This window comes from Marinobacter sp. HL-58 (assembly GCF_001314605.1).
Lineage (GTDB): Bacteria > Pseudomonadota > Gammaproteobacteria > Pseudomonadales > Oleiphilaceae > Marinobacter.
In genome coordinates this window covers 18,277-30,117 of sequence record NZ_LIHP01000012.1, presented here as the reverse complement: position 1 = coordinate 30,117, position 11,841 = coordinate 18,277, and the positions used below count along the sequence as shown (strand labels likewise).

The window sequence follows — 11,841 nt, the reverse complement described above, 5'->3', positions numbered from 1 at the left end:
CAAGAGCGATCTGTTGCCATGAATTTTCCCTCAATAAAGCAAGTTGAACCGACCAGCGATGACCTGCTCTACTTGCGAGACGCACGCCACCATGCACCTCACAAAATTCTGGGGCCCCATTTCCGGGATGGCACGGCAGTTGTAAGGGTGTGGCTGCCCCAGGCGGTAACTGCCTGGTTAGAGGAAACAGGTGCCGCCATGAAAAATGAGGGCTGCGGTCTGTTTACGTGGGCCGGCGATGCGAACGACTTGCCTCACCCCTATTCAGTACGCTACCGGGATGAACACGGAGGAGAGCACAGCCACCAGGACGCCTATGCCTTTGCACCGGATATCGATGAAGCCGCCCTGCAGAGCTTCAGCGAGGGCCGCCATCACCGGGCGTGGCAGATGCTGGGCGCTCATCCCTACGCCAGGGAGGGGGTTGAGGGTACCCGTTTTGCGGTGTGGGCGCCCAATGCCGAGCGGGTCAGCGTTGTCGGTGACTTCAATGCATGGGATGGCCGTCGCCATCCCATGAGTTGCCTCGGGGGCAGTGGTGTGTGGGAGCTGTTTATTCCCGGTGTCGGCCCCGGGGCCCTGTACAAGTACGAAATCCGTCACGGTGAGAGCGGCACGGTTTTTCTGCGCGCAGATCCCTTTGCCCGGGAATTCGAAGCGCCACCGCATCCAGCCTCCATCGTGGTCGGGCCCTCCAGCTATCAATGGGGCGATGACGGCTGGCCGGACCGGAGGCCGGACTGGCAGCAGGCACCCATTGCCATCTACGAACTCCATCTGGGCTCCTGGCAGCGGGGCGATACCGGTGAACTGCTGGGTTATCGCGAGCTGGTGGAGCGCCTGCTGATTCATCTGAAACGCACAGGTTTCACCCATGTGCAGTTAATGCCGGTCACCGAATTCCCATTCGAGGGGTCCTGGGGTTACCAGAGCACCGGGTATTTTGCCGCCACTCGCCGTCACGGTAACGAGGACGACTTGCGCTACCTGGTGGATTGCCTGCACCGGCAAGGCATCGGGGTCTATGTGGACTGGGTGCCGGGCCACTTCCCGAAGGACGACCAGGCGCTGGCGCTTTTCGACGGCACAGCCTTGTACGAGCATCACGACGCCCGGTTAGGCGAGCACAAGGAATGGGGCACTCTGGTATTCAACTATGGGCGCAATGAAGTGCGCTCCTTTCTGATATCCAGTGCTCTCTATTGGCTGGAGCAGTTTCACTTCGACGGATTGCGGGTGGATGCGGTGGCCTCCATGATTTACCTGGATTACGGCCGGGAGGACGACTGGCTGCCTAACCGCTACGGCAGTAATGAAAACCTGGAGGCAATACAGTTTCTCCGGGAGCTCAATACCGTCACCCACCGGGAATGTCCCGGCACTGTCACCATCGCCGAGGAGTCCACCGCCTGGCCACAGGTAACCCGGCCGGTCTGGGTCGGGGGGCTGGGCTTCAGCATGAAGTGGAATATGGGCTGGATGAATGACACCCTTTCCTATATCGAGAAGGAGCCTGTCCATCGTCATTATCACCACGACGCCATTACCTTTGCGCTGTATTACGCCTTTGACGAGAACTTCATCCTGCCTCTGTCTCACGATGAGGTAGTGCATGGCAAACGCTCTTTGCTGAGCAAGATGCCGGGTGACCGCTGGCAGCAGTTTGCCAATCTGCGACTGCTCTACACCTGCATGTACACGTTTCCCGGCAAAAAGCTGCTTTTCATGGGGGATGAGTTCGGTGTCAATCAGGAGTGGGATCACAACGCCGCCCTGGACTGGGGGCTTCTGGACTATCCGGAGCATGCCGGTTTGCTGGCGGTGGTGGCGGATCTGAACCGGCTCTACACGCAGCGTACTGAACTGCACAGGTATGATTTCCAGCGCCAGGGATTTGAGTGGATTGATTGCCATGATGCGGCTCAGTCACTGCTCTGTTACCGCCGCATTGATGACGACCGTTCTCTGATCATCGTGCTCAACTTTACGCCGGTGCCCCGCTATGGCTATCGGGTCGGCGTGCCGGGGCCGGGCCACTACCATGAGCTGTTCAATTCCGATTCGCGATTCTATGGCGGCAGCGATATGGGTAACGGCCAGGGCCTGGAAGCGGAACAACAACCCTGGATGAACCAGCCCTGCTCACTGGCCCTGGATGTGCCGCCTCTGGGTGGAGTGATACTCGAGTGGGAGTGCCGGGCATAACCCCTCCGGTAAGCCTGAGGGGCCAGCCCGGACCCGGGCGGTACTTATCCGGACTTGGCGGGTGGGTACCCTTTGTACTCCTCGATAGGGGAAAATGTTTTGCAATGGTTGCAGCGAACCTGCTCGCCAGCGGCCAGGTTCAGTCTCGATATCATCGATAATTCATGGCAATCCGGGCACTGAACAACGATCAGATTCGAGGGATTTTTATAAGACTCCTGTGACAGCGTTGACCTTATCATGAGGTCTACCTCCGCAATATGCTTGATCCTGAAGGGCGTTCTCTTCAGCCTTTGACCTCGATGCGAGAATTTTGCGACTTCTCTGACCGGGGGATTTCAATTTTCAGAACGCCCTTGTCGGATTTTGCTGTCACCTGCGAGGCATCAGCTGCGCCGGGCAGGTCAAAGCGGCGGAAAAAGCTGCCGGTGAATCGTTCTACCCGGTGCCAGCCCTTGTCGTCATCTTCTTTTTCCTCTTCGCGCTCCCCGCGTATTGTGAGTACCCCGTTTTCCAGATTCACTTCGATGTCCTTGGGATCGACACCGGGAACGTCTGCAGTGACCACGAAACGGTCTTTGTCTTCTTTGACATCCACAGCCGGTGCCCATTGGGCGACACCGGCGTGCTCCCTGTCGTCCAGAGAGAATGGCCACAGGCGTTCGTTAAAAAAGCGCTCCATTTCCTGTTGAAAGGTGGGCAGGGACGGCTTGTCTCTCTTGATCAGGTTTCTCATGCTTTTGGCTCCAATAGTGGCTATGTTTGATTTGAAAGGACGCCTTTACCATGTTGGCTGTCTGCGGTCAGGTCGAGATCCATTGTATCCACTACTTTCTCGCCACTCTCGACCGTCAGCTTCGCATGTCTGGTCAGTGCGACCTTCCTGTTCAAGCCTATCGAACGCCTCTGGATAACTGTTGACGACAGTCAATAACGCAGCCAAAAGCAAATTTCTATCCGGATATCTGTTGTGAAGCCTGGTATGCCCCATCCCTGGGAATTCTAGCTGGCGGCGGCTTCAGCCGCTTTGACCTTCACGTAGCTCCCTGGAGCATCCTCGATTACTGGCAATTTGCCCTCACCCGGTATGCGGGCCGGCACCTGCTCACCGGAGTACGGGGCAATCCATTCCAGCCAGTGTGGCCACCAGGATCCCGGGTGCTGCTCGGAATCCGCCAGCCAGTCTTCAGCGTCCGGCGGCATCCTGTCGTTGGTCCAGAAGCCGTACTTTTCCTTGTAGGGCGGGTTGATTACCCCCGCAATGTGGCCGGAGCCGGACAATACAAACCGCACATCACCTCCGTGGGCCAGCGCACCTTTATAGGTGGTTTTCCATTTGGCGATGTGATCCTGCCGGGCCGACAGGAAGAACGAAGGCACCTCAATCTCTGACAGGTTGATGGATTCCCCGGCCAGGGTCAGGGAGTCCGGCTGAACCAGACGGTTGTTCAGGTACATTTCACGAAGATAGAAGCTGTGCATCTTCGCTGGCAGGTTGGTGCCATCGGTGTTCCAGTAAAGTATGTCGAAGGCGGCCGGCTTTTCACCCTTCAGGTAATTATTGGTCCAGAAGGACCAGAACAGCTCGTTTTCCCGCAGGAGGTTGAAGGTAAACGCCATGGCGCGCCCATCAAGGTAGCCCTTGCGTTCCAGCATCCGCTCAATGCCCTGAATGGAGTGATCGTTGATGAACACGCCGATGCCGCCGGGGTCCGAAAAATCCAGCAGGGTGGTCAGGTAGGTAGCGCTGACCACCGGATTGCGCTGTTTCTTCTTCAGCCAGGCCAGGGTAGACCCCAGCAGGGTGCCGCCGATGCAGTAGCCGATCACATTCATCCGCTCTTCACCGGTGGCTTCGGTGATTGCGTCCATGGCAGCCAGCGGGCCCAGCTGCATGTAATCTTCCCAACCCTTGTCCCGGAGCTCAGGCCCGGGGTTGCGCCAGGAAATGATAAAGACCGTCTGGCCCTGGTCAACGAGCCACTGGATAAACGATTTCTGTGCCGTCAGATCCAGTATGTAGAACTTGTTGATCCAGGGCGGGACAATCAGAAGAGGGCGCTGACTGACCGTTTCCGTGGACGGTGAGTACTGGATCAGCTGCATCAGTTCATTCTGGTAAACCACTTTTCCCGGCGTGGTGGCCAGGTTGCGGCCGATTTCAAATGCCGAGCGGTCCGTCATGCCGACATTGAACAGCGACGGATTCTGCCGCACGTCTTCAAGCAACTGCCGGGTACCGTCAATCAGGTTCATGCCCTTGCGCTCCCAGGTAATCCTGAGAACTTCCGGATTGGAGGCGGGAAAGTTCGAGGGTGACAGCGCACTGGTCAGTTGCCGGGCGTAGAACAGCATCTGGTCACGGCCGGCCGGTGGCAGGCCTTCCATGTTGCCGACCCAGTCCAGAAATGCCCGGGAGTTGATCAGGTAAGCCTGGTGGAGTACATCGAAAGGCAGGTACCTGTGCCAGTCTTCCGCCTGGAAACGCCGGTCATCCGGGTCTGGTTGCGCGGGCGGGTTACTGTCCCTGCCGGTTAACTGGGCAAGGGTGTAGCCACCCAGCGCCAGGTGTTTGCGGGCAAGGCCCAGTTCGGCGCTCGCAAACCTGATCGGGTGCAGCAGGAGATCCTCTGCCATGGCCCGATAAGCGTCGGACATCTCGGACAGGGTGGAGAGTTTGGCGTCATCCATGACGCCGGTCTCCCCAAGCCATTTCTCCAGGTTCTGCTGGCCCTGCCGGACATTGGTTTCAAACTGATTCACCAGCTGGCTGACGGTTTTCCCCAGCGTATCCATACCCAACATAAACAATCCCTACTTGGTGGCCTTCGGGCCGGGTTTTGCCGTTTCTTCCTTTGCCTCGGGGGCCTTCTCGAAAACCTTCTGGACCTCCTCGCGGGTTTCGTTGAAGTAATCCTGCCAGGCTTTCCAGTCGGCGGTGAACTGTTCGCTAAGGGATTTCAGGGTTTCTGCCTGGTCCCCGGTAACGGCCTTCAGTCCTTCCAGGTCCCGCACTTCGGACACCTTTTTCGCCTGTTCCATGGTAACGTCGGCGTAGCGGCGAAACGCGTTCATCTGCATTTCCGCTGCCTTGTTGAACTGCTCGAAGAGGGTTTCGTTAAGGCGGGTGGCTTTTTCAAACAGGTCATTGCTCATTGATACATCTCCTTTGCATACAGGGAATTTGAACTTCTATTTTGCAGCAGGATTCATGACGTAATGTTGACAAGCATCAACCTGAAGAACGGCTGCCCTGTTTTCGGAGGGAGTTTGTTTTTTGCGGTGGCCTTTGGAAACGCAGGAGGCGTGATAAACTGGCGCCCTTTGAAACACTGACGTGGTAATTTTGATGGTACTGACGCATGGGAGCTGCGAAGACGACGAGGCCTGGATGAGCCGCGCCCTGCAACTGGCGGAGCAGGCAGCCGGGGCGGGTGAGGTGCCTGTGGGGGCGGTGGTCGTCCTCGATGGCAAGGAGATTGGTGCCGGCTTCAATGCGCCGATCAGCAGCTGCGACCCGACTGCCCATGCTGAAATCCGGGCCCTGCGGGATGCGGCAAAGCGGGTCGGGAATTACCGGTTGCCGGGTGCCACGCTTTACGTCACCCTTGAGCCTTGCACCATGTGCGTTGGCGCTATTGTTCATAGCCGGGTCAGCCGACTGGTGTATGGCGCAGCCGAGCCAAAGGCCGGGGCCGTGGCATCCACCCGGCGGACGCTGGACGAGGACCATCTGAACTGGCGTGTTGAATGTCACAGTGGCATCCTTGCGCACCAGTGCAGCCGGGTAATCAGCGAGTTCTTCTCCGCGCGCCGGGCACAGATCCGGCGCCGGAAACAATCAATTTCAGGGAAGGAGTGACGACAGACAATGAAAGTACTGGTCACCGGCGGAGCCGGGTACATAGGCAGCCACGTTGTCAGGCAGCTCGGCGAAGCCGGGCACGACATTATTGTTTTCGACAACCTGTCCACCGGGTATCGCTGGGCGGTCACCTGCGGTGAGTTGGTTGTGGGCGACCTGGCTGACGAGCAGGCTATTGCGGACCTCTTCAGCGGGCATCGTTTCGACGCGGTTTTGCATTTTGCGGCCAATATCGTGGTGCCGGAGTCGGTTGAAAATCCCCTCAAGTATTACAGCAACAATACCCGTAACACGCTGAACCTGCTGAAAGCGGTTGAGCAGCACCGGGTTCCCTACATGGTGTTCTCGTCCACTGCCGCGGTTTATGGCATGCCGGAAGAAACGGTGCTGACGGAAGATCTGCCCCTGGCCCCGATCAACCCCTATGGCGCATCCAAGATGATGAGCGAGCGGATGATCATGGACCTGGCTGCCGCGTCGTCGCTGAATTATGTGATCCTGCGCTACTTCAACGTGGCCGGGGCCAACCCCGATGGATTGCTGGGGCAGGCAACGCCGGAGGCAACCCACCTGATCAAGGTGGCATGCGAATGCGTGACGGGCAAGCGGGATGGCATGAGCGTGTTCGGCACCGACTACGACACCCGTGACGGCACCTGCATCCGCGACTACATCCACGTGGAGGACCTGGCCAAGGCCCACGTGATGGCGCTGGATTACATGGCAGACGGCGGTGAGTCCCGGGTACTCAATTGCGGTTATGGGCGGGGCTTTACCGTACGGGAAGTGATCGACGTGGTGAAGCGTAAATCGGGCAAGGATTTTTCCGTGCAGGAAACCGGCCGGCGGGCAGGGGATCCGGCTGCGCTCATGGCCGACAACACGCGAATCAAAAACGTTCTTGGCTGGCAGCCGGACTACGATGACCTGGATACCATCGTGGGCACGGCGCTGGCCTGGGAAAAGATCTGGCAGGAAAAACAGGGTTGAGACAATCCTTCCTGGCACTAAAAACGAATTGCAGACATCAGGGTTTTAACGGATGAAGATTACTATTTTTGGTACCGGTTACGTGGGACTTGTGACAGGCGCTTGCCTGGCCGATGTGGGCCATCATGTGCTGTGCATGGACGTGGATCAGGGCAAGATCGAAAAACTCAAGAACGGCCAGATCCCCATCTATGAGCCGGGGCTCGAATCCATCGTCAGGCATACTGTCGAAGCTGGACGACTGGCATTCACCACGGACACCGAAGAAGCCGTTGCTCATGGCGTGCTGCAGTTCATAGCCGTGGGCACACCGCCGGATGAGGACGGTTCCGCCGACCTGCAGTATGTAACAGCCGTGGCCAAATCCATTGGCCAGTATATGGACGACTACAAAGTTGTTGTGGACAAGTCCACGGTGCCGGTTGGTACCGGAGACAAGGTCAGGGATGCCGTGCGCTCACAACTCGACAAGCGCGGTCTGGAGCTGGAATTCGACGTGGTTTCCAATCCGGAATTCCTGAAGGAAGGCGCTGCCATAAACGACTTCATGAAACCGGACCGTATTATCGTTGGCACCGACAGCGAGCGGGCCATGGAACTGTTGCACGAGGTTTACTACCCGTTCAACCGCAGCCATGACCGGATGATCTTCATGGATATCCGCTCTGCAGAGCTGACCAAGTACGCCGCCAACTCCATGTTGGCCACCAAGATCAGCTTCATGAACGAAATTGCCAATCTGGCGGAGCGCCTGGGTGCGGACATTGAGAACGTACGTCGAGGTATCGGTTCTGATCCCCGCATTGGTTACCACTTTATCTATCCCGGCTGTGGTTACGGCGGGTCCTGTTTCCCGAAAGATGTTCAGGCGCTGGCCCGCACGGCCAGGGACTGTGAATACGACTCCCGCCTTCTGAACGCGGTCGAAGCCGTCAACAATGCCCAGAAGCATGTGCTGTTCGACAAGATCAGCCACTATTTCAATGGCGACCTGAAAGGCAAGGTCATCGCGCTCTGGGGGCTCGCCTTCAAGCCGAACACAGACGATATGCGTGAAGCCGCCTCCCGCACCCTGATGCAGGATCTCTGGAACGCCGGTGCCACCGTGCAGGCTTTTGACCCGGAAGCCATGGAGGAAACCCAGCGTATCTATGGAGATCAGCCGGGGCTGACACTGTGTGGTACCAAGGAACAGGCGCTGAAAGGTGCGGATGTGCTGACCATCTGCACCGAGTGGAAGGAATTCCGGTCGCCGGACTTTGCGGCCATCGCAGCAGCCCTCAGGGAACCGGCAGTATTTGACGGTCGCAACCTGTACGAACCGGAAATGCTGGAACGCCACGGCATGATCTACTACGCCATAGGCCGTGGCCGGAACCAGTTCCACGGAGGTTGATATGAGCGGGCCGGATAAGTCTTTCGTGCTACATGAGCGCCTTGAGGCAGACACTGTCAGCCTCGGCCGCAGCGGGCTGTGTGAAGTGCGGCTGATGAACGACAGCAACTGGCCCTGGATTCTCCTGGTACCCCGGATTGCGGGTGTGCGGGAGATCTATGAGCTGGCGCGGGAACAGCAACAACAGTTGCTGGCCGAGTCCTCCGTGCTTGGCAAGGGCATGATGGAACTGTTTGGCGGCGACAAGCTGAATGTGGCCGCGCTGGGCAACATGGTGCCGCAGCTTCACCTGCATCATATCGTGCGTTTTGAAGGTGATCCGGCGTGGCCGGGGCCGGTGTGGGGAAAGCTTCCTCCCAGGCATTATGGCGAGGCTGAACTGGCAGAGCTGAAGAGCCGGCTGGCTCCGCTCCTGGATAGCCTGCAGAAGCCCTGATAAAAAAGCCCGCCAATTGGCGGGCTGGAGGGTCGCCCTGGTAGGGCAACGAAACAACAATGGAGGATAGGCTCTATCCCGGTTCTCTGACGGGTCGGGAATCAATAAGGTTCCAGAAAGTTTCTATCCCTTGCGTCGGGAAGTCGTTTCCTTGCCCAGCGCGTGCCTGCTGAGGGTCCGCGAGCCCACCAGGACCATTCTGAGTTCCGTTTTAAGTCTCACCTTGAGCTCGTCCCGTTCCTTTGGGGTGGCATCCAGGGCTTCGGCGCCCTGGTTGAACACCAGAGTAACCATGGCCTCTGCCACCAGTTTCGGGTCGGAGAGGGGTTTGTTCTGTTCTTCGGCAATCCGAGCCAGGTCTGCTGCCAGTTCGGTCACAAAGTGATCGATTTCAGCCTTGATGGCGGTACGGAAGGATTTCGACACGCCGGTACTCTCCCTGAGCATCAGGCGGAACAGGTTGGAGTTGTTGCCCAGGTACTCCATGAAGGTATCGACTGAGGTGCTGATGGCGCTGCCATTCCTCGCAATCCGCTTGCGGGCCTGACGCATCAGCTGCCGTAGCGCCACGCCGCCTTCGTCCACCAGTGCCAGCCCCAGCTCATCCAGTTCGGAAAAGTGCCGGTAGAAGGAGGTGGGCGCGATACCAGCCTCCCGCGCCACTTCCCGCAGGCTCAGGCTGCCAAAGCCACGGTCCGCGCTCAGTTGGGCGAGGGCGGCATCCATAAGGGCGCGGCGGGTTCGAAGTTTCTGTTCTGCGCGTGCTGACAAGGGTGGCTCCGGAAGCTGGTAAATCGCACCATTCTAGCGGTCAAAGGATTTAGCGTCACCCGCTGTAACGGAAGCCTGATTTTCACGCCTATTGTGTTTATAATGTGCGGCTTATCCAGTATCCTCGCCAGTTAATTTTTGCGGCTATGACTTGGTCTGACAGAGCAGGTGGGGATGGCTTTCCGAAACCGTGCGGAGCCATGGATGGCGGAGCCCGAGCGTACAGGGATGTATTCACAGCGTGTTTCGGAAAGCCATCCCCACCTGCTCGCCCGCACCTCAGACGCAAGCCAAAACATCAGAACACATCAAACGTAACGGGAACCGGTATGCGCAGTCATTATTGCGGTGGAATCAACGAATCTCACATTGATCAGGAAGTCACACTTTGCGGGTGGGTACATCGCCGCCGCGATCACGGCGGGGTGATTTTTCTGGACCTGCGTGACCGGGATGGCATTTCCCAGGTGGTGTTCGACCCGGATACCCCCGAGAGCTTCAATCTGGCGGAGAAAGTCCGCAGTGAATTCGTCATCCAGGTGACAGGCCGGGTACGTCGCCGTCCCGCCGGTACCGAGAACGCCAACATGCCCACCGGCCAGGTGGAATTGCTGGGCAAACAGCTGAACATCCTGAACGCCGCGGCCACACCGCCGTTCCCCCTGGACGAGCACGTGGATGTGGGCGAGGACGTTCGCCTGAAGTACCGTTTTGTGGACCTGCGCCGACCGGAAATGCTGAACCGCCTGCGTTTTCGCTCCCGGGTAACCAGCTACATCCGTAACTTCCTGGACAGCAACGGCTTCATGGACGTGGAAACTCCGATCCTGACCCGTGCCACCCCGGAAGGCGCCCGCGATTACCTGGTGCCTAGCCGTACCCATGAAGGTTCCTTCTTCGCGCTGCCACAATCTCCCCAGCTGTTCAAGCAGCTGCTGATGGTGTCCGGTGTTGACCGCTACTACCAGATTGCCAAGTGTTTCCGCGATGAGGACCTGCGGGCCGATCGTCAGCCGGAATTCACCCAGGTGGATGTGGAGGCCTCGTTTATTGACGAGGAAACCCTGATGAGCCTGAACGAGGATATGATCCGCTCACTGTTCAGGGACGTGCTGGAAGTTGACCTGCCCGAATTCCCGCGCATGCCGTATTCCGAGGCCATGCAGCGCTACGGCAGTGACAAGCCGGACCTGCGTATCCCGCTTGAACTGGTGGATGTGGGCGATCTGGTTGCCGGTGTTGATTTCAAGGTATTTGCCGGCCCGGCCAACGATCCGAAGGGCCGTGTTGCCGCGCTGCGTGTTCCCCGGGGCGGCGAGCTGACCCGCAAGCAGATTGACGACTACACCAGGTTTGTCGGCATCTACGGCGCCAAAGGGCTGGCCTACATCAAGGTCAACGACCTCTCCAAAGGTGTTGAAGGGCTGCAGTCGCCGATCATCAAGTTCCTGGGGGACGATGTGGCCCTGGCGGTGATCGAGCGCGCGGGTGCGGAAGATGGCGACATTGTGTTCTTCGGTGCCGACAAGACCAACGTTGTGAACGAAGCCCTGGGCGCCCTGCGCATCAAGGTGGGCCATGACCTGGATATGCTGACCGCCGAATGGGCACCGCTGTGGGTCGTTGATTTCCCGATGTTTGAGGAAACACCGGACGGCGGCCTGACCGCTATCCACCATCCGTTTACCGCGCCTTCATGCTCTGCGGAAGAACTGGAAGCGTCACCGGCAACGGCATTGTCCCGTGCCTACGATATGGTCCTGAACGGCACCGAACTCGGTGGTGGTTCCATCCGTATCCATGACGAGTCGATGCAGGAGAGCGTGTTCCGCACCCTGGGTATCGGCCACGAAGAAGCCCGCGCCAAGTTCGGGTTCCTGCTGGACGCTCTCAAGTACGGTTGTCCTCCCCACGGTGGCCTGGCATTTGGCCTGGACCGCCTGATCATGCTGATGACCGGCGCCAGCTCTATCCGCGATGTGATTGCTTTCCCGAAAACCCAGAGCGCCACCTGTCTGATGACACAGGCGCCCGGGGAAGTGGACGACAAGCAGTTGCGCGAGCTGCATATCCGCCGTCGCAAGCCGGTGGCAAAGGCCGGTGAGGGCAAAGAAGAGACATCAGGTAACGAGTAAAGTAAGCCGGAGCACGCCCCTGGCGTGCTCCGGGACTGAACGG

At 58.4% G+C, this 11,841-nt stretch carries 10 protein-coding genes; 6 read left to right on the top strand and 4 right to left on the bottom strand.

Annotated features, from left to right (window positions below; translation table 11 throughout):
• Window positions 1-18: 18 nt before the first annotated feature.
• Window positions 19-2,205, top strand: a complete 2,187-nt coding sequence (gene glgB, locus HLUCCO03_RS10725) for a 1,4-alpha-glucan branching protein GlgB (RefSeq protein ID WP_051603877.1) — start codon at window positions 19-21, stop codon at window positions 2,203-2,205.
• A 286-nt stretch (window positions 2,206-2,491) separates the two neighbouring features.
• On the opposite strand, the gene HLUCCO03_RS10720 is transcribed toward glgB, so the two are convergent.
• The 3 genes from HLUCCO03_RS10720 to HLUCCO03_RS10710 all read right to left on the bottom strand — a co-directional run bounded on the left by HLUCCO03_RS10720 (window position 2,492) and on the right by HLUCCO03_RS10710 (window position 5,361).
• Window positions 2,492-2,941, bottom strand: a complete 450-nt coding sequence (locus tag HLUCCO03_RS10720; RefSeq protein WP_027832288.1) for an Hsp20/alpha crystallin family protein — start codon at window positions 2,939-2,941, stop codon at window positions 2,492-2,494.
• Window positions 2,942-3,207: 266 nt separating this feature from the next.
• Window positions 3,208-5,010 carry a class I poly(R)-hydroxyalkanoic acid synthase gene (locus tag HLUCCO03_RS10715; protein WP_027832287.1) on the bottom strand — a complete coding sequence of 601 codons (1,803 nt, stop codon included), beginning with the start codon at window positions 5,008-5,010 and terminating at the stop codon, window positions 3,208-3,210.
• A gap of 9 nt (window positions 5,011-5,019) precedes the next feature.
• Entirely contained in the window at window positions 5,020-5,361 is a 342-nt protein-coding gene (locus HLUCCO03_RS10710) for a phasin family protein (RefSeq protein WP_027832286.1), read from the bottom strand.
• Between the two features lie 193 nt (window positions 5,362-5,554).
• On the opposite strand from HLUCCO03_RS10710, the gene tadA reads away from it, so the two are divergent.
• Genes tadA through HLUCCO03_RS10690 form a run of 4 tightly spaced genes read left to right on the top strand, consistent with a single transcriptional unit; the run spans window position 5,555 to window position 8,892 of the window.
• Entirely contained in the window at window positions 5,555-6,067 is a 513-nt protein-coding gene (tadA, locus tag HLUCCO03_RS10705) for a tRNA adenosine(34) deaminase TadA (protein ID WP_036198142.1), read from the top strand.
• 9 nt (window positions 6,068-6,076) lie between these two features.
• Entirely contained in the window at window positions 6,077-7,060 is a 984-nt protein-coding gene (gene galE / locus HLUCCO03_RS10700; RefSeq protein WP_027832284.1) for a UDP-glucose 4-epimerase GalE, read from the top strand.
• 52 nt (window positions 7,061-7,112) lie between these two features.
• Window positions 7,113-8,456 carry a UDP-glucose/GDP-mannose dehydrogenase family protein gene (locus HLUCCO03_RS10695; RefSeq protein WP_027832283.1) on the top strand — a complete coding sequence of 448 codons (1,344 nt, stop codon included), beginning with the start codon at window positions 7,113-7,115 and terminating at the stop codon, window positions 8,454-8,456.
• A 1-nt stretch (window position 8,457) separates the two neighbouring features.
• On the top strand, window positions 8,458-8,892 hold the full coding sequence (locus HLUCCO03_RS10690; protein ID WP_027832282.1) for an HIT domain-containing protein: 435 nt from the start codon (window positions 8,458-8,460) through the stop codon (window positions 8,890-8,892).
• A 123-nt stretch (window positions 8,893-9,015) separates the two neighbouring features.
• On the opposite strand, the gene fabR is transcribed toward HLUCCO03_RS10690, so the two are convergent.
• Window positions 9,016-9,663 carry an HTH-type transcriptional repressor FabR gene (gene fabR / locus HLUCCO03_RS10685; protein WP_051603876.1) on the bottom strand — a complete coding sequence of 216 codons (648 nt, stop codon included), beginning with the start codon at window positions 9,661-9,663 and terminating at the stop codon, window positions 9,016-9,018.
• A gap of 329 nt (window positions 9,664-9,992) precedes the next feature.
• Between fabR and aspS the strand changes: the two genes are divergently transcribed.
• Entirely contained in the window at window positions 9,993-11,798 is a 1,806-nt protein-coding gene (gene aspS, locus HLUCCO03_RS10680) for an aspartate--tRNA ligase (protein WP_027832281.1), read from the top strand.
• Window positions 11,799-11,841 lie beyond the last annotated feature (43 nt).